The sequence below is a fragment of the Micromonospora maritima genome, from assembly GCF_902825405.1.
GTDB classification, from domain to species: domain Bacteria; phylum Actinomycetota; class Actinomycetes; order Mycobacteriales; family Micromonosporaceae; genus Micromonospora; species Micromonospora maritima.
The window spans coordinates 1-17,347 of sequence record NZ_CADEAU010000064.1; the positions used below are offsets into that span (position 1 = coordinate 1).

Consider the following 17,347-nt stretch of genomic DNA (forward strand, 5'->3'; position numbering starts at 1 on the left):
GGCACACCGCTGCCCGGCGGCGTGACCGCCGCCCCGGCGCTGCCGACCGGCCGCCCGGCCGACGCGCTGGCGGGCTGGGCCCAGCGGGTCAGCGGCACCACCGACATCTCGACGGTGGCGTTGCAGGCCTACGGCTACGCCGAGCTGGTGCTCGCCCAGACGCACCGCAGCTGCCAGCTCAGCTGGACCACGCTCGCCGCGATCGGCTACGTGGAGTCCCGGCACGGCACCACCGGCGGGGTCACGCTGCTGCCCAACGGCCTGACCTCACGGGAGATCCGGGGCGACGCGCTCGACGGGCAGGGCGGCCGGTCCCGGATCCTCGACACCGACCAGGGGCAGCTCGACGGCGACCGGACCTTCGACCGGGCGATCGGCCCGATGCAGTTCATCCCGGGCACCTGGCAGGAGATCGGCGCGGACGCCGACAACGACGGCGTGAAGAACCCGCACGACATCGACGACGCGGCGCTGGCCGCCGGCGAATACCTGTGCAAGGGCGGCCGGAACATGACCATCCCGGGGGACTGGTGGGGCGCGATCCTGTCCTACAACGATGTGCGCCGCTACGCCCAGGAGGTCTTCACCAAGGCCGACGAGTACGGGCGGCGCAGCGGTACGTGACGTGACGGCTCGCGTACATTCGCGGACTCAACCCTTCCCCCGAGCTGCGGTTGACGGCAAGCTAGACGGGTGATGGTGCGCGAGTGGGACCCTCGGACCGCGTCGTCCGCCGAGATCGCGTCGCTGCTGGACACGCTGAACGCGGTCCTGGCGGCTGATCTGCCACAGGATCCGCCCTGGCGGGAGAGCTCCATGCGGGAATACCTGTCCGAGGTGATGCCCGGCGAACGACGGATCTCCTGGATCGCCCAGGACGACCCGGCCCCGGACGGCACCCCCGGCGACATCGTCGGACACGTCCACGTGCTCCTGCTCGGCGGGATCGGCGTGCTGGAGGTGCTGGTGCACCCGGCGCTCCGGCGCACCGGGCTCGGCCGCGAGCTGGTGCGGGTGGCCGCCCGCCGGGTCTGGGACGAGGGCTTCCAGTCGATCGGCGTGGAGGTGGTCGGCGACACCCCGGCCGTCGCGTTCTACGAGGCGTTGGGCTTCACCCGGGAATACGTCGAGACCCGCAGCGTGCTCGACCTGAACACGGTGGACTGGCCGGCGCTCGCCGAGATGGCCACCGAGGTCGGCGCGGGCTACCACGTCGAGTTCTGGCCGGGCGGCCCGCCGGACACGCTGATCGAGGCGTACGCGCGGGCGAAGGCCGAGGTGCGCGACGTGGACGACGGCGAGCTGCGGCCCAGCTCCTACGACCCCGAGCGACTGCGGGACAGCCTCGCCACGCTGCACCGGCGGGGCATGAAGCCGTACATCGTGCTGGCGTTGCACGAACAGACCGGCGAGGTGGCCGGCCTGACCGAGGTGGTGGTGCCGGCACAGCACCCCACCCGTGCCGACCAGTACGACACCATCGTGGTCCGGGACCACCGGGGCTACGGCATCGACCGGGCCATCAAGGCCCGGATGCTGTTGGAGCTGCGCTCGGCCGAGCCCGAGGTGGCCGAGGTGCAGACCTGGAACGCGCAGGCCAACGAGTCGATGCTCAAGGTCAACGCGGAACTCGGCTACCGCACCGACCGGGACTGGTGTGAATACGGTGTGGACGTCGCCGAGCTGGTGCACCGCCTGGACAGTCACCGCTGACGCCTGTTCACCAAACGGCTGCCCGGGGGATGGACGTCGGACGGCCACGCCCCTTAACGTGCGTTAGTTCCCCGCCCACCCATCGTGGAGGCTCCATGCGCCCGCGCCGCACAATCGCCGCGCTCGCGACCACCGCCGCCGTCACCGTCACGGCCATCGGTGTCGCGCCACCCGCGGCGAGCGCCGCGCCCACCGACCTGTTCATCTCCGAATACGTCGAGGGGTCGTCCAACAACAAGGCCGTCGAGCTGTACAACGGCACCGGCGCCCCGGTCGACCTGGCCGCCGGCGGCTACCAGCTCCAGTTCCACTTCAACGGCGCGACCACCTCCACCAACGTGGCGCTGACCGGCACCGTCGCCGCCGGGGACGTGTTCGTCTTCGCCGCCGCGTCGGCCGGGCCGGTGATCCTCGCCCAGGCCGACCAGACGTACGCCGGCTCGCTGTTCAACGGCGACGACGCGATCGTGCTGCGCCGGGGCGAGACCGTGGTCGACTCCCTCGGCCAGGTCGGCGTCGACCCGGGCACCGAGTGGGGCACCGGGCTCACCAGCACGGCCGACAACACGCTCCGCCGGCTGCCCTCGGTGACCGCCGGCGACACCGACCCGGCCGACCCGTTCGACCCGGCCGCCCAGTGGGCCGGATTCGCCACCGACACGTTCGACGGGCTGGGCAGCCACAGCGTCGACGGCGGCGGCCCGGTCGACCAGCCGCCGACGCTGACCTGCGGCGGCGCGCTGACGCTGGAGGCGGGCGCCACCGCCACCCGCGCGGTGACCGCGACCGACGCCGACGACACGGTCACCGACCTCGCGGTCACCTCGGTCGTGCCGGTGCCTGCGAGCGGCTCGATCAGCCGTACCGCGTTCACCCCGGCGACCGCGGCCGGCGGCACCGCCACCGCGACGCTGACCGCGACCGGCCTGCCGGCCGGCAGCTACGCGGTCACCGTGACCTCGACGGACGCCGAGGGCGGCATCGCCACCTGCACGCTCACCGTGCAGGCCACAAGCGTGCTGTCGGTGGGCGAGGTGCAGGGCCGCACCGCCGACGACGAGAGCGGCCGCACCGACCGGTCGCCGTTCGCGCCGGCCAGCGGCAACGGCACCAGCACCTCGCTGTACGACGTCCGGGGCGTGATCACCGGCAGGTCGCTGACGCGCACCTCGGCCGGCGCCGACCAGTGGGGCTTCTACCTGCAGAGCCGGCTCGGCAGCGAGGACGGCGACCCGCTCACCTCGGACGGCATCTTCGTCTTCATGGGCTCGTTCACCACGCTGATCGGCGGGTACGCCCCGACCGTCGGGGACGAGGTCGTGCTGCGCGGGCGGGTCTCGGAATACTTCAACCAGACCCAGCTCTCCGGCGCGTCGCTGGTGCGCAAGCTCGACTCCGGGCTCGACGTGGACAACGCGATCCGGGTGGACGACGCGGTCCCGCCGGCCGAGGCGGACGCCGCCGACCTGTTCTGGGAGCGGCACGAGGGCGAGCGGATGCGGGTACGGGCCGGCAGCGGTGTCTCCGCACCCCGGCACATCTACTCCTCCACCGCCGACTCGGAGATCTACGTGCTGGACCGGGAGGACCCGGTGATGAAGCGGTCCGACCCGTACGCCCGCCGGGTGTTCCGGGACGCGCACCCTCTCGACGACATCCCGGGCACGCTGTTCGACAACGGCAACAACCAGCGGATCCTGCTGGGGGCCGGTGGCGTGAAGGCGACCGCCGGTGACTCCCGGGCGCTGCTGCCCGAGGCGCGCACGTTCGACACGCTCACCGAGGACGCCTACGGCTCCGTCTCGTACGCCTTCAGCAAGTACAGCGTGCAGCCCGAGCAGCTCACCCTGACCGGCGGCGCGGACCCGGCCGAGAACAACCCGCCGCGCCCGGCGGACCGGGGCAGCGAGGTCGCGGTCGCCACCTACAACGTGGAGAACCTGTACGACTACCGGGACGACCCGTTCGACGGCTGCGACTTCGCCGGCAACACCGGTTGCCCCGGCGTCAGCCCGCCGTTCGACTACGTGCCGGCCAGCCCGGAGGCGTACACGGCCAAGCTGGGCGTGCAGGCGCGGCAGATCGTCGACTCCCTGCACAGCCCGGACCTGATCCTCGTGCAGGAGGCCGAGGACCAGGACATCTGCTCGGTGGTCGACGGCAACCTGACCTGTGGGGACACCAATGACGCCGACGGCGCGCCGGACACCGTGCAGGAGTTGGCGTTGGCCGTGGCGGCGAACGGCGGACCCGCCTACGCCGCCGCGTACGACCGCACCGGCGCGGACGCCCGGGGCATCGCCTCGGCGTTCCTCTACCGCACCGACCGGCTGACGCTGGCCCAGGCCACCGCCGCCGACCCGCTGCTGGGCTCCGCCCCGACGGTCACGTACCGCTCGGCCGCACTGCCGTCGAACGCGGACGTGCAGAACCCGAAGGCGTTCAACGCGGTGCTCCCCGCGGACGTGGACCGGTCCACCGGGGTGGACGGCAGCAACGTCTACACCCGCGCCGCGCAGCTGGCCCGCTTCACCGTCGAGGCGGCGCCCGGCTCGACCGAGAACTTCACGCTCTGGGCGGTGGCCAACCACTTCTCGTCCGGCCCGGACAGCCGGGTCGGGCAGCGTCGGGAGCAGGCCGCGTACGGCGCCGCGATGGTGCGGGCGGTCGAGGCCTCCGACCCGTCCGCCCGGGTGGTCTACGGGGGCGACCTGAACGTCTTCCCCCGCCCCGACGACCCGATCGCGACCGGACAGAACCCGACCCCGTCGGACCAGCTCGCCCCGCTCTACGAGGCCGGCCTGCACAACCTCTGGGACGACCTGGTGGCGGAGGCGCCGGCGGCGGCGTACTCGTACACCTTCAGCGGGCAGGCCCAGACGCTGGACAACATGTTCGTCAACGACCCGATGCACGACGACCTGGTGCAGGTGCGGACGGCGCACATCAACGCCGACTACCCCACCGACGCCGGGGAGCTGGGTGACCGGGGCGCCAGCGACCACGACCCGACGGTGGCCCGGTTCCGGTCGCGCGCCGCGCTGCGGGTGGCCGACACCTCGGTCACGGAGGGCGACAAGGGCACCCGGACGATGACGTTCACCGTCACCGTGTCCCGCCCGCTCTCCGAGCCCGCCCTGCTCTGCGCGGCCACCTACGGCACGACCGCGCAGGCCGGGTCGGACTACGACCCGTACGTGGGCTGCCGGGTGCTGCCCGCGGGCCGGACCTCGCTGGACTTCCCGGTCACCGTGCGCGGTGACCGCAGGCGGGAGGCGGACGAGCGGCTCACGCTGTACGTGGCCGGGGTGCCGGGCCTGCGGCTCGCCGACCCGTCCGGCGTCGGGACCATCCTGAACGACGACTGAGCGACGCTCCCCACGGCGGCCCGTCGTCCGGCTCACGGCCGGATCGGCGGGCCGCCGCGGTTCCGGCGAGTCGGCCACCCACGGAATCGGCCACCCACGGAATCGGCCGGATCATTACCGGCGCGTCCTCGGCCGGTGAGCGACGTTGCCAGGAGGTGCCGCCGGAGGCAGGCAGGAGTGCCATCCACCGGCCGAGTCCGCCGATCCCCGCCGCCCAGGAGTTGGTTGATCCCCGAGGCACGCCTTTCGAGCTGAGTCGTTCGTGATATCGCGCGGTCACCTCCGGCTTGGCCGGGCCATCTCCGTCCGCATGATCGACCCACTTCGCCGAGATGGCGCCGTCCGGCCCGCCCGGACATCGCCACTTCGCTGAGGTAGCACCCTGTCTGGTGGCCGACCCGGCGGTGGTAGCCGACCCCGGTCAGGTAGCGCGTGCGCTGAGTCGTTTCTGATATCAGCTCGAAAGGCGTCGAGAAGAGGTCCGGCCCGGCCGAGCGGGGCCGGCGGGCGGGGGGGCGCTGGACGGACGATCAGCCGACGGGTGAGTCACAGGTCGCAGAGACGGCGACCGGAGCGGATGTCGTCGAGCGCGGCGTGCGGCTCGGCGATCCGCCGCTCCGCCTCGGCGGTCAGTGGGGCGTGCAACCGTTGCCAGTCGACCAGGGCCGGTTCCGGCGGCAGTGCCGCGAGCAGGTCCCGGATCTCGCCGACGTTGAGGCCGATCCGCTGGGCCACCCGGGCGACCCGCACCCGGCATGCCGCGTCCGGGCCGAACCGGCGCTGGTTGCCGCCGGGACGGCCTCCGCACCGACCTGGTGGACCTCGCCGAGGTGCCGCTCCCGCTCGCCGACACCGACCGACGGGGCTGACCTGGTGGGGCACGGCGCTCCGGGCCGCCCGTCGGCGCCGGCCGTACGGTCAGTAGCGCTCGCGGAGCAGCTGGGCCGCCTCGACCGCCCAGTAGGTGAGGATGATCTGGGCACCGGCCCGGCGGATCGAGGTGAGCGTCTCCAGCATGACCCGCTCCCGGTCGATCCAGCCGTTCGCGGCGGCGGCCTCGACCATCGCGTACTCGCCGGAGACCTGGTAGGCGGCGACCGGAACGTCCACCGCGGCCCGGACCGCCGACACCACGTCGAGGTAGGGCAGGGCCGGCTTGACCATCACCATGTCGGCGCCCTCGGCGACGTCCAGCGCGACCTCGCGCAGCGACTCGCGGAGGTTGGCCGGGTCCTGCTGGTAGCCGCGCCGGTCGCCCTCCAGCGCCGACTCCACCGCGTCCCGGAACGGGCCGAAGAAGGCGGAGGCGTACTTGACGGCGTACGCGAGCACCGCGACGTCCTGGTGCCCGGCGGCGTCCAGGGCCGTGCGGACCACGCCGACCTGGCCGTCCATCATCCCGGACGGCCCGACCACGTGGACCCCGGCGTCGGCCTGGGCGACCGCCATCTTCGCGTACGCGGCAAGCGTGGCGTCGTTGTCCACGTCGCCGTCGGGGGTGAGCAGGCCGCAGTGCCCGTGCGAGGTGAACTCGTCCAGGCAGAGGTCGCTCATCACCACGGTGGCGTCGCCGACCTCGGAGATCACGTCCCGGATGGCCACGTTGAGGATGCCGTCCGGGTCGAGGCCGCCGGAGCCGGTCTCGTCCCGCGTCGACGGCACCCCGAACAGCATGATCCCGCCGACCCCGGCCTGGACCGCCTCGACGGCCGCCTTGCGCAGCGAGTCCCGGGAGTGCTGGAGCACCCCCGGGAGCGACGCGACGGCCCGCGGCTCGGTCAGCCCCTCCTTGACGAACATCGGCACGACCAGTTCGGCCGGGTCGACGCGGGTCTCGGAGACCAGCCGCCGCACGGCCGCGTTGCGGCGCAGCCGGCGGGGCCGGATCTCGGGGTACGGCATGGGGATGCCTCCTGTCAGCGGAACCTCAGGGCGGTCGGGCCCTGCACCTTCGAGCCGCGGCGCTGCTTGGCCGGCATGGCGGCGAGCTTCTCGCGCAGCTCGACGGCGTAGGCGGCGAGCGCCTCCACCAGGTCGGGGACCGAGGCGTGCGGCGGCTGGACGTCGACCCGCAGGCCGAACTCCGTCGCGGTCTCCGCCGTCTTGGGCCCGATCACGGCAACAACGGTACGCGCGTGCGGCTTCCCGGCGATGCCGACCAGGTTCCGCACCGTGGAGGACGAGGTGAAGAGCACCGCGTCGAACCCACCCGACTTGATCGCGTCGCGGATCTCGGCCGGCGGCGGCGCCGCCCGCACGGTCCGGTACGCGGTCACGTCGTCGACCTCCCAGCCGCGCTCGGTGAGGCCGGCGGCCAGCGTCTCGGTGGCGATGTCGGCGCGCGGCAGCAGCACCCGGCCGACCGGGTCGAGGATCTCGTCGTGCGGCGAGAACTCGGCCAGCAGGCCCTCGGAGGACTGCTCCCCGGCGGGGACCAGCTCCGGCTGGATGCCGAACGCGCGGACCGCGTCGGCGGTCGCCTCGCCGATGCAGGCGATCTTGACGCCGCCGAAGTGCCGGGCGTCCAGGCCGTGCTCGGCGAACTTCTCCCAGACCGCCCGTACCGCGTTCACCGAGGTGAAGATCACCCAGGCGTAGCGGCCGTCGACCAGACCCTTGACCGCCCGCTCCATCTGGGCCGGGGTGCGCGGCGGCTCGACCGCGATGGTCGGCACCTCGCACGGGATCGCCCCGTACGCGCGCAGCCGCGCGCTCATCGCGCCGGCCTGCTCCTTGGTGCGGGGCACCAGCACCTTCCAGCCGTACAGCGGCCGGTTCTCCCACCAGCTCAGCTTGTCGCGGTCGGTGACGCCCGCGCCGACGGTGAGCACCACCCGGCCGGTGAAGCCGAGTGCCGCCGCGACGAAGGAGTCGACCGTCGACGTGGTGGTGTACTGCGTCTCGCCGGTGCCGTCCCCGGTCACGCCGACGGGGGTGGTGCCGTCGATGCCGGCCGACAGCAGCCCGTCCCGGACGGCGGCGAGGTCACCGGCGTCCACGGCGAGCGCCAGCGAACCCCGGCCCAGGGCCGCGGCGAGCGCGTCGAAGTCCAGCGTGGCGACGTCCTCGACGTCGGCGGCGGTGCGTACGCCCGGCAGCGGGACGCCCGCGTAGGTGGCGACGCCCTCGGCCTGGCCGACGCCCGGCACCACCTCGAAGTGCGCGGCGGTGCGCGCCACCGCCTGCACCTCCTTGACCACCGAGTCGTGGCCGAACGGGTCACCGGCCACCAGGTGCACGGCGTTCTGTCCGGACCGGGCCGCGGAGATCAGCACCTTCGCCACGTCCCCCGGTACGCCCTCGGCGGGGCTGAACTCGGCGTCGGACCGGGCCTGGGCACGCACGTGGGTCAGCAGCGACTCGGGGACTCCCCGGTCGTACACCACGTGGTCGGCCTCGACCAGGGCGTCGAGCGCCCGGCGGGTCAGCAGGCCCGGGTCGCCGGGGCCGGCCCCGACGAAAGCGATCCGGCCTACGGGCTTACGGGTGCGGGTCATTCTGTGCTCCCAAGTTGCTGGGTCCCCGGGCCGGTGTGTCCTTCCTGGCCGAGGATCGAGTCGGCGCCGAGTTCGAGGAGTTCGGCGGCGAGTGCCTTGCCGATCTCCGCCGCGTCGGCGGGCGTTCCGGTGCGGGACAGTCGGAGGTCACGGGTACCGTCCGGGCTGATCACCGCACCGCGCAGGTAGATCTCCTCACCGGTGTCGCCTTCGGCGAGTTCGCCGTAGGCGGCCACCGGTGCGCTGCACCCGGCCTCCAGGGTGGCCAGCAGCGCCCGTTCCGCGGTGACCGCGGCGCGGGACGGCGCGTGGTCGAGCAGCGCGAGCAGCTCGACCAGGTCCTGGTCGTCGGCCCGGCACTCCACCGCCAGCGCGCCCTGGGCGGGCGCGGGCAGCATGAGCATCGGGTCGAGCGTCTCGGTGATGACGTCGGCGCGGCCGATCCGGGTGAGCCCGGCCCGGGCCAGCACGACGGCGTCGAGGTCGGCGTCCGGGCCGAGCACCCGGCCCATCCGGGTGTCGATGTTGCCCCGGATCGGCATGACCTCGAACTGCATGCCCAACGCGTGCAGCTGGGCGATCCGGCGCAGCGCGCCGGTGCCGATCCGCGCGCCGGGCGGCAGCTCGGCGAGGGTACGGCCGCCGGTGGCGACGAGCGCATCCCGCGGGTCCTGCCGGGGCGGCACCGCCGCGATGTGCAGGCCGGGCGCCGCCGCGGTGGGCAGGTCCTTGTACGAGTGGACCGCGAAGTCGATCTCGCGGGCGGTCAACGCGTCGCGCAGCGCGGAGACGAAGACGCCGACGCCGAGCCGGTGCACCGGGGCGGTGGAGCGGTCCCCGGCGGTCACCACCTCGACCAGCTCGACCGGACGGCCGGTGGCCGCGGTGAGGGCCTCGGCCACGTGGCCGGACTGGGCCATCGCCAGGGCGCTGCCCCGGGTGCCGAGGCGCAGGGGGGCGGTCATCGCGCACCTCCGGTGGGCGGGACGTCGGCCGCGTCGAAGGAGGAGCGGCCGTCGAGGTCGGTGGCGACCACGTCGGGGACGGTGTCGACCGGGGACGTCTGCGGTACTTCCAGGTCGAACAGCTCGCGCAGCAGGGCCGCGTACTGGTCGCCGCCGGGCTCGGCGGCGAGCTGGCGGACCCGGACGGTCGGTTGGTGCAGCAGCCGCTGCACGACCCGGTGCACGGTGCGGGCCACCTCGGCGCGCTGGTCGTCGCTGAGGTCGGGGCGGCGCTGGCCGAGCCGGCGCAGCTCGGCGGTGACCACGTCGTCGGCCCGGCCGCGCAGGGCGGCCACGGTCGGCGCCACGTCGGCGCCGCGCAGCCAGCTCAGGAACGCCTCGACCTCGCCGGTGACGATCCGGGTCACCTCGGCGGCGTCGGCGGCGGCCGGCCCGTCGGCGAGGATCGTCGCCATCCGGTCGATGTCGATCACCTCGACGCCCGGCAGCTCGGCGACGCCCGCCTCGACGTCGCGCGGGACGGCCAGGTCGAGCAGGACCAGTGGGCCCCGGTCGGCGTCCCGGCGGGACAGCGCGCGGGTGACCACGTCCCGGGTGAGCACCGGCTCGGTGGCGGCGGTGGCGGCGACCACGACGTCCACCGTGGAGAGCGCCTCGACCAGCTCGGCCATGGGCACGGCGGTGGCGCCGTACGCCTCGGCGAGCCGGACGGCGCGGGCGGCGCCGCGGTTGGTGACGGTGAGCGGGCCGGCGCCCTGCCGGGAGAGGGTGGCCACGCCCAGCGAGCCCATCGCGCCCGCGCCGACCACCATGGCGGGTCGCCCGGTCAGGTCGCCGTCGAGCAGGTCGGCGGCGAGGTCGAGGGCGGCGGTGACGACGCTCTGGCCGGCCCGGTCGATGTTGGTCTCGGCGTGTGCGCGCTTGCCGACCCGCAGCGCCTGCTGCATCAGCTCGTGCAGCAGGCGGCCGGCCGTGTCCGCGCCGGTGGCCGAGTGGTAGGCGTCACGGAGCTGACCGAGGATCTGTGCCTCGCCGACCACCATCGAGTCCAGTCCGGCGGCGACGCGGAACACGTGGTCCACGGCGGCGGCGTCGTAGTGCACGTAGAGGTGGGGGGCGAGCGCCGCCGGCGGGCTGCCGGCCTGCTCGGCGAGGACGGCGCAGATGTCGCCGAGCCCGCCGTGGAAGCCGGAGACGGCGGCGTAGACCTCGACCCGGTTGCAGGTGGAGACCAGGGCGGCCTCGGCCACGTACGGCTGGGCGACCAGCCGGTCCAGCGTGCGGGTGAGGTCCGCGGGCGGGACGGCCAGCTGTTCCAGGGTGGCGACCGGGGCGGTGCGGTAGGACGCGCCGACGACGAGCAGTTTCACGTGCCGATCGCCTCCTGGGTGTCGGTGGCCGCGAGCCCGCCCGGCAGGGCGGCCAGGCCGGGCCCGCCGGTGGCGGGCAGCGCGGTCAGCGACGCCTTGCGGTGCTCGTGGAAGGACAGGATCTGCAGCTCGATCGCGAGGTCGACCTTGCGCACGTCGACCCCGTCCGGGACCGAGAGTACGCACGGCGCGAAGTTGAGGATGCTGGTCACGCCGACGGCGACCAGTTCGTCGGCGACGGCCTGGGCGGCCGGCGCCGGGGTGGCGATCACGCCGATCGAGATCGACTCCTCGGCCACGACCCGGGACAGCTCGTCGACGTGCCGTACGACCAGGCCGTTGATCTGCTCGCCGACCCGGGAGCGGTCGGCGTCGAGGAGCGCGGCGATCCGGAAGCCCCGGCTGGCGAAGCCGTCGTAGCCGGCCAGGGCGTGACCGAGATTACCCACGCCGACCAGCGCGACCGCGCGGCACTGGGTGAGCCCGAGCACCGACTCGATCTGGTCGATCAGCAGCGCCACGTCGTAGCCGACGCCGCGGGTGCCGTAGGAGCCGAGGTGGGACAGGTCCTTGCGGAGCTTGGCGGAGTTGACTCCGGCGGCGTTGGCCAGGCCCTCGCTGGACACCGTCTCGTGGCCGGCGTCGGCGAGCGCGTGCAGCGCGCGCAGGTATTCCGGGAGCCGGGACACGGTCGCCTCGGGCAGGTCCGGAAGCGCCGGTACGGCACCGGTGCGGCCGGGCGCGCCTGGGTGACGGTGCTGACTCATGAGACTCCGTGCGGTGCGATCCTCGACCAGCGACGGGGGCCGGCCGTTTCGGGACTCCCGCTGGCGACCGATGTTGCCGGCTGTGCTAGCAGGGCGCGTCGGAACTACAGAGTAGGCGCTTGTGAAGAGGTGCACAAATCGCGATCTTGCTGACTCGCGACGCGCCTTCACCTGCTCCTCCATTCCCACAAGATCGATCAATCGCGCTGCATGGGCGGCGCGTGGCGATTATTGCTCAATCCCGACTTCTCTGACCAATCGCACGCGCCCGGTAGCGCTCCGTGACCGGCGTGGCGAGGCGCTTCTCACGTCCGGGTAGGGAGAACCCCACCTCGGAAAGGGCGGCGCACGGGATGGGTCGGCCGGCCGCGCGCCCATAGCCTCGAACCATGACCGCCGCACCGCTGGCCACCGCGCCCGCCCCCTCGTCGCCCGTCCGGGGCCTGCTCCACCGGCTCGCGCGCGACTCCGGCTACGTGCTCTTCAGTCTCCCGTTGGCGCTCGTCGGCTTCGTGCTCGCCGTGGCGGGGATCTCACTCAGCGCCGGCCTGCTGGTCACCACGCTGGGTCTCCCGGTGCTCGCCGGCGTGCTCTACGCGGCGCGCGGGCTGGCCGACCTGGAACGGCTCCGGCTGCCCGGGGTGCTGGGTCGGCCCCGGGTCCGGCCGGCCTACGTGACGCCGGGGCGGGGTGCCCGGTTCTGGCGCCGGGTGTTCACCCCGATGCGGGACCCGCAGTCCTGGCTCGACCTGCTGCACGCGTTCCTGCGGCTGGTGGTGACCCTGCCCACGTTCGTGGTGCTGGTGGTGTGGTGGGCGCTGGCGCTGACCGGCTCGCTCTACGGCGCGTACGACTGGGCCATCCCGCGCGGCCCCGACGACCAGGACCTCAGCCAACTGCTCGGCATGGGTGACGGTGCCGACGCACGGATCGCGCTGAACACCGCGATCGGGCTGTTCGCGCTCCTCACCCTCCCGCTGGTGGCCCGGGCCTGCGCCCGGATCCAGGGCGGGCTGGCGTACTCGCTGCTCACCGGCGTGGCCGAGATGCGCCAGCGGATCGTCACCCTGGAGGAGCAGAAGCGGGCCGCCGCCTCGGCCGAGGCGTCCGCGCTGCGCCGGCTGGAGCGGGACATCCACGACGGGCCGCAGCAGCGCCTGGTCCGGCTCGCCATGGACCTCGGCCGGGCCCGCCACCAACTGGCCGCCGACCCCGAGGCGGCCGGCCGCACCCTGGACGAGGCGGTCGCCCAGACCCGGGAGACGCTCGACGAGCTGCGCGCCCTCTCCCGGGGCATCGCGCCGCCGATCCTGGTCGACCGCGGGCTGCCCAGCGCGCTCGCCGCGCTCGCCGCCCGGGCGCTGGTGCCCACCGAACTGCTCGTCGACGACGACCTGGGCACCGCCGGCGGCCGGCTCGACCCGGCGCTGGAGAGCACCGCCTACTTCGTGGTGGCCGAGGCGTTGACCAACGTCGCCAAGCACAGCCGGGCCGAGGCGTGCCGGGTGGAGGTGGCCCGGAAGGTCGGCCGACTGGAGATCACCGTCACCGACGACGGGATCGGCGGCGCCCACCTGGCGAAGGGGCACGGGCTCAGCGGCATCGCCGACCGGGTCCGGGCGGCCGGCGGCACGCTGGAGGTGGCCAGCCCGAACGGCGGACCGACGCGGGTCCACGCGGAGCTGCCGCGGTGACCTCCGCCGGACCGGCGGGCGACGCTCCGGAGCGGGCGGACGCCGCGCCGTGGGACCCGGACGTGATAGACACCGGACCCATGCGGGTGGTGATCGCGGACGACGCCGTACTGCTCCGGGAGGGGCTCATCCGGCTGCTGACCGAGTGGGGGCACGAGGTGGTGGCCGCCGTCGGCGACGGGGACGCCCTGGTCGAGGCGGTGGTCCTGCACCGTCCGGACATCTCGGTGGTGGACGTGCGGATGCCGCCGTCGCACACCGACGAGGGACTGCGCGCGGCGGTGGAGGCCCGTCGCCGGGTGCCGGGCACGCCGATCCTGGTGCTCTCCCAGTACGTCGAGGTGTCGTACGCCGACGACCTGCTGGACACCGCCGGCGGCGGGATCGGCTACCTGCTCAAGGACCGGGTGGCCGCGATCGACGAGTTCCTGGACGCGCTGGCCCGGGTGGCGACCGGCGGCACCGTGCTCGACCCGGAGGTGATCAGTCAGCTCCTGGTGCGGCGGCGCCGCGACGACCCGCTGGCCGCGCTGACCCCGCGCGAGCGGGAGGTGCTGGCGCTGATGGCCGAGGGGCGGTCGAACACCGCGATCGCCCGCGTCCTGGTGGTCAGCGACGGCGCGGTCGAGAAGCACGTCCGCAACATCTTCACCAAGCTCGACCTGCCGCCGGACGCCACCACCCACCACCGGCGGGTGCTGGCCGTGCTGACCCACCTGCGGGCCTGACCTCGCCGGTCAGGGGAGGGTGCGGGCTCGGGTGACCGCCTCGGTGAGGGTGTCGGCGGTGGGGTGGCCGCTGGCGCGCAGCACCGCCGGGTCGGAGAGGCCGCCGGTGTAGAGCACGGCCGCGGCACCGACGGCGGTGGCCGCGTCCGCGTCGTCAAGCGAGTCGCCGATCAGCACCACGTCGGCGCCGTCGAGCCCCAGCTCGGCCAGGTGCTTCTCCAGCCACTCCGCCTTCGGTCCGCCGCCGACCGCCGCGCGCAGCCCGTCGACCCGGCGGAAGTGGGGGGTCAGGCCGTAGGTGTGCACGGTCGGCACCAGCTCGTCGTGGAACCACATGGACAGCAGCGACTGGCTGCCCGGCCAGGCGGCGATCGCGGAGGTGGCGTCGGCGGCCAAGGCGCAACTGGTCAGCCCGGCCCGGTACGCGTCGTGGAAGATCCGGTCGAGCGCGCCGAACGCCTCCGCGTCGACGGCCCGGCCGAGCATCTCGGCGTAGTAGTCGGCGATCGGCCGGCGGAACCGGGTGCGGTGCTCGTCGGCGCTGACCGCCGGGCCGCCGGCGCTGGCGAACGCCACGTTGGTGGCGCGGACCACCAGGTCGAGGTCGTCGAGGAGCGTCCCGTTCCAGTCCCACACCAGGTGGCGTCGTGTTCCCGTCACCCGAGCACGATAGATCAGAGCTGCGGGGTGGTCAGGTCCCGCAGGAGCCGGTCCTCCTCGACCCGCCAGTAGCCGTGCTCCTTGCCGTCCAGCAGCACCACCGGCAGCCGGTCGCCGTAGTCGCGTTCCAGCTCCACGTCGCCGGTCACGTCCTTCTCCACCCAGCGGTCGCCGGTGACGGCCACCACCCGGTCCAGCGCCGCCTTCGCGTCGTCGCAGAGGTGGCAGCCGGGCCGGGTGATCAGGATGAGCCTCGCGTCACTGGACATCGGATACCTCCGTGCGGGTCTCGGGCGGTCGCGCCGGTGCCGGCACCGCGGGCGCCGGGCGCAGCTCGGTCTTGCGCACCTTCCCGATCGCCGAGTACGGCAGGCTGTCGACGAACTCGACGGCGGTCGGGCACTTGAACCGGGCCAGGTTACGCGCGCAGTGGGCGAGCAGCTCCTCGGCCGCGACCGTCGAGCCGGCCGCCCGCACCACGTACGCCCGGACAGTCTCGCCGGTCCGCGGGTGCGGCACCCCCAGGACGGCCGACTCGGCCACCCCGGGGTGCGCCTGGAGCACCAGTTCGACCTCGTGCGGGTAGACGTTGAAGCCGTTGACCAGGATCAGCTCGCCGAGGCGGTCGACCAGGAAGAGGTCGCCGTCGCCGTCGGCGTAGGCCACGTCGCCGGTGGCCCACCAGCCGTCCGGGTCCGGCCCGCCCCGCCCGTCGGGCCAGTAGCCGGCGAACAGGTTCGCCCCGCGCACCACGATCTGCCCGGGGTCGGTGCCGGTCGGGTCGTCGGCGAGGTTCATCTCGTCGTCGTCGGCCTCGACCGCGGGCACCCCGTCGCGCCACAGCTCGGTGCTGTCGGCGCCGACCAGGCGCAGCTCGACGCCGGGCAGCGGCCGCCCGATCGAGCCGGGCTTCGGCTCGCCGCCGACGAGCGTCGAGGTGAGCACCGGGGCGGTCTCGGTGAGCCCGTAGCCGACGTGCACCGGATGCCCGGTCACGTCGGTGAAACGCGCGCCGACCGCCGGCGGCAGCGGCGCCGCGCCACACACCGCGACGCGGACCGAGGCCAGCGCCGCCGCCGGGTCACCCGGCGCGTCGGCCCAGGTCAGGAACATCGACGGTACGCCGACGAGCACGCTGACCCGGTGCCGGGCGATCTCGTCCCGCGCGCCGGTCGGGCCCGGCTCGTCGACGAGCACCCCGGTCGCGCCGTGGTGCACCACGGCCCCGAGCCCGGAGTTCAGCCCGTACGCGTGGAACAGCGGCAGGGCGAGCAGCACGGTGTCGTCGGGCCCGACCACGGGCGGCTCGATCCGGTCGATCTGGGTGTGGTTGGCGGCCAGCGCCCGGTGCGACAGCATCGCGCCCTTGGGCCGCCCCTCGGTGCCCGAGGTGTAGAGCAGGACGGCGAGGTCCTCCCCGTCGCGGGTCGGGAACGGGGTGGACGGGTCGGCGTCGCCGACCGGCGGGGCGGTGTGCACGGCGCGCAGCGCGGGCAGCTCCGCGGGGTCCACCCGCGCGGTCACCTCGGCGGCGCCGACCAGCACGGAGGCGCCGGAGTCGGCGAGCACGTGCCGCAACTCCCGGGCGGTCAGCGTGGGGTTGACCGGCACGGCGACCAGGCCGGCCCGGAGCACGGCCAGGTAGGTGACCACGAAGTCGGGGGTGTTGCCGAACGCGACCGCCACCCGGGGCGGGTGCGACCCGTCGGCGGGCGGGGCCGTGCCGGCGAGCAGCGCGTGGGCGGTGGCGGTGACCGCGCGGTCCAGCTCGGACCAGGTCGTCGTCCGGTCGCGCCAGTGCAGCGCGATCCGGTCGCCCCGGTCGGTGGCGGCGCGGCGGAGCCGGTCGGCGAGGTTCGGCGCGGAGCTGTGGGCGGCGTCCTGCACGGTGGCTGAGTCTGGCACAGCCGGGACCGCCGGGCCATGCCCGGACGACGGTCCGGGTCCACTGCACGGGACCGCACATGCGAGATGGCGGGATTCCCACGCGCGGGATGAGGATCTCCAGCGGGGTCGTGCGGGCAGCCGGGAACGACCCGGGCCGGACCGCTCCCGCGACACGCCGAGCGAAAAGAAAATCGGCTCCGACCAGGACTTTCCACTCGCGACCAGCTTGCGGCGCGAAAGTCAACCACACACGACGGACAACCGGTCCGCCAGGAGTGCGACCCGGCGGGAAATACTTCCGCTCTGTGTAACGGACTTGCCACGCGTGGGTGACGTTGGCCCTATCATCACTCGGGTCGGCTCACCCCATTTGCCGTGAGTCGACACCCCTCAGCCCGAGGAGGCCCCCGTGCCCGTGAGCGCATTGGACCAGCACCTCAAGGGGATCTGCCGCCCGCCGGCACGTCCCGGACCGACCACGCCCGACCGGGGCGTACCCGGTCCCGCGGCGCCCCCGCGGCGCCCCGCGCGGTCGCTGTCCACCCGGACCGGGGAGGCGCGGTGACCACCTTCGGTTACGCGGAACGGCCGGCCGGGGTGACCGGCCCGACCCAACGGAACCCGCTCAACGAACGCGCCGAGCCCGCCCCGCGCGGCGCCGACGGCCACCTCGCGGTGCGGGGCGAGGGGCGGCGGAT

At 74.1% G+C, this 17,347-nt stretch carries 14 protein-coding genes; 5 read left to right on the forward strand and 9 right to left on the reverse strand.

Translation table 11 applies throughout. The annotated features are described in order from the left end of the window. From HUW36_RS09425 to HUW36_RS09435, 3 genes are all read left to right on the forward strand, one after another. On the forward strand, positions 1–624 hold a 624-nt coding region (locus HUW36_RS09425), incomplete at its 5' end, for a lytic murein transglycosylase (protein WP_174527778.1). A 72-nt stretch (positions 625–696) separates the two neighbouring features. Beyond that, positions 697–1,713, forward strand: coding sequence for a GNAT family N-acetyltransferase (locus HUW36_RS09430; RefSeq protein WP_174527789.1), 1,017 nt, complete (start codon positions 697–699; stop codon positions 1,711–1,713). Between the two features lie 95 nt (positions 1,714–1,808). Beyond that, on the forward strand, positions 1,809–5,081 hold the full coding sequence (locus HUW36_RS09435; protein ID WP_174527779.1) for a lamin tail domain-containing protein: 3,273 nt from the start codon (positions 1,809–1,811) through the stop codon (positions 5,079–5,081). A 546-nt stretch (positions 5,082–5,627) separates the two neighbouring features. Here the strand turns inward: HUW36_RS09435 and HUW36_RS09440 are convergent. The 6 genes from HUW36_RS09440 to HUW36_RS09465 all read right to left on the reverse strand — a co-directional run bounded on the left by HUW36_RS09440 (position 5,628) and on the right by HUW36_RS09465 (position 11,680). Then, a complete protein-coding gene (locus HUW36_RS09440) occupies positions 5,628–5,831 on the reverse strand; it encodes a MerR family transcriptional regulator (protein WP_174527780.1) in 204 nt (67 codons plus the stop codon). A gap of 168 nt (positions 5,832–5,999) precedes the next feature. Continuing rightward, complete coding sequence (hemB, locus tag HUW36_RS09445; RefSeq protein ID WP_174527781.1) at positions 6,000–6,983, reverse strand: porphobilinogen synthase; 984 nt, start codon at positions 6,981–6,983, stop codon at positions 6,000–6,002. Positions 6,984–6,997: 14 nt separating this feature from the next. After that, a complete protein-coding gene (locus HUW36_RS09450; RefSeq protein ID WP_174527782.1) occupies positions 6,998–8,578 on the reverse strand; it encodes a bifunctional uroporphyrinogen-III C-methyltransferase/uroporphyrinogen-III synthase in 1,581 nt (526 codons plus the stop codon). Continuing rightward, positions 8,575–9,543 carry a hydroxymethylbilane synthase gene (gene hemC / locus HUW36_RS09455; RefSeq protein ID WP_174527783.1) on the reverse strand — a complete coding sequence of 323 codons (969 nt, stop codon included), beginning with the start codon at positions 9,541–9,543 and terminating at the stop codon, positions 8,575–8,577. The genes HUW36_RS09450 and hemC overlap by 4 nt, the downstream gene beginning before the upstream one ends. Continuing rightward, a complete protein-coding gene (locus HUW36_RS09460) occupies positions 9,540–10,913 on the reverse strand; it encodes a glutamyl-tRNA reductase (protein WP_174527784.1) in 1,374 nt (457 codons plus the stop codon). The genes hemC and HUW36_RS09460 overlap by 4 nt, the downstream gene beginning before the upstream one ends. Further along, positions 10,910–11,680 carry a redox-sensing transcriptional repressor Rex gene (locus HUW36_RS09465; protein ID WP_174527785.1) on the reverse strand — a complete coding sequence of 257 codons (771 nt, stop codon included), beginning with the start codon at positions 11,678–11,680 and terminating at the stop codon, positions 10,910–10,912. Before HUW36_RS09465 ends, HUW36_RS09460 begins: the two co-directional genes overlap by 4 nt. A gap of 389 nt (positions 11,681–12,069) precedes the next feature. Here HUW36_RS09465 and HUW36_RS09470 point away from each other — a divergent pair, with 389 nt between their 5' ends. Both HUW36_RS09470 and HUW36_RS09475 read left to right on the forward strand, forming a co-directional pair. Beyond that, the gene (locus tag HUW36_RS09470; RefSeq protein ID WP_174527786.1) at positions 12,070–13,374 is read left to right on the forward strand and encodes a sensor histidine kinase; all 1,305 of its coding nucleotides are present in this window, start codon (positions 12,070–12,072) and stop codon (positions 13,372–13,374) included. A gap of 80 nt (positions 13,375–13,454) precedes the next feature. Continuing rightward, a complete protein-coding gene (locus HUW36_RS09475) occupies positions 13,455–14,102 on the forward strand; it encodes a response regulator (RefSeq protein ID WP_174527790.1) in 648 nt (215 codons plus the stop codon). Positions 14,103–14,111: 9 nt separating this feature from the next. On the opposite strand, the gene HUW36_RS09480 is transcribed toward HUW36_RS09475, so the two are convergent. Genes HUW36_RS09480 through HUW36_RS09490 form a run of 3 tightly spaced genes read right to left on the reverse strand, consistent with a single transcriptional unit; the run spans position 14,112 to position 16,649 of the window. Next, positions 14,112–14,762: an HAD family hydrolase gene (locus tag HUW36_RS09480; protein WP_174527787.1), complete on the reverse strand. Its 651-nt coding sequence runs from the start codon at positions 14,760–14,762 to the stop codon at positions 14,112–14,114. Positions 14,763–14,776: 14 nt separating this feature from the next. Further along, entirely contained in the window at positions 14,777–15,031 is a 255-nt protein-coding gene (locus tag HUW36_RS09485; protein ID WP_091569385.1) for a glutaredoxin family protein, read from the reverse strand. Next, complete coding sequence (locus HUW36_RS09490; RefSeq protein WP_174527788.1) at positions 15,021–16,649, reverse strand: AMP-binding protein; 1,629 nt, start codon at positions 16,647–16,649, stop codon at positions 15,021–15,023. Before HUW36_RS09490 ends, HUW36_RS09485 begins: the two co-directional genes overlap by 11 nt. Between the last annotated feature and the right edge of the window lie 698 nt (positions 16,650–17,347).